Source organism: Pseudomonas sp. EA_5y_Pfl2_R50 (genome assembly GCF_963970475.1).
GTDB lineage: Bacteria > Pseudomonadota > Gammaproteobacteria > Pseudomonadales > Pseudomonadaceae > Aquipseudomonas.
On the sequence record NZ_CAXAPT010000146.1, the window covers coordinates 1 to 473 of the forward strand.

The following is a 473-nucleotide window of genomic DNA, read 5'->3' on the forward strand; positions in this document are numbered from 1 at the left end:
GCCCGCTCGGCACCCTTAGAACCTCACTCTGAAGGAGGCCGTCACGGTGCGCGGCGCACCGATGAAGTAGCGGCCAAGCGACCGTCCGGGCAAACCGGTTTCGGTCGCCGTCGCGGTCGCGCTGGTGACCGAGGCGATATAGCCGACGTCGAACACGTTATCGACGTTGAGTTGGATCGAGGCATTCTTCAGCGCGCCGATCTGCGGCAGGTCATAGCGGGCCATTGCGCCGACCAGCGTGTAACCCGGGATGCGGTCGATCGCGACTTCCTGAAAGGTGGTCGGCGCGATGATGTCGCCCCCCACCCGGCTGCTGATATATTTGATATTGGCCTGCAGCCGCACCCTCGCAAAGGGCTTCAGCGTCAGTTCACCATAGGCGCTGTTGCGCGGGATATCGCGGACATCGCTCCCCGCGATGATCCCGACCGAGGCAAGATTGAGCCGGTCGCGCGACCCGATTGCGGCGTCAT

Annotated in this window: 1 protein-coding gene; it reads right to left on the reverse strand. The window is 63.8% G+C overall.

Features of this window, described 5'->3' with window-relative positions:
- Positions 1-15: 15 nt before the first annotated feature.
- Positions 16-473, reverse strand: a 458-nt coding sequence (locus AACY19_RS27160; protein WP_339454584.1) for a TonB-dependent receptor domain-containing protein, incomplete at its 5' end; no start/stop codon positions are given.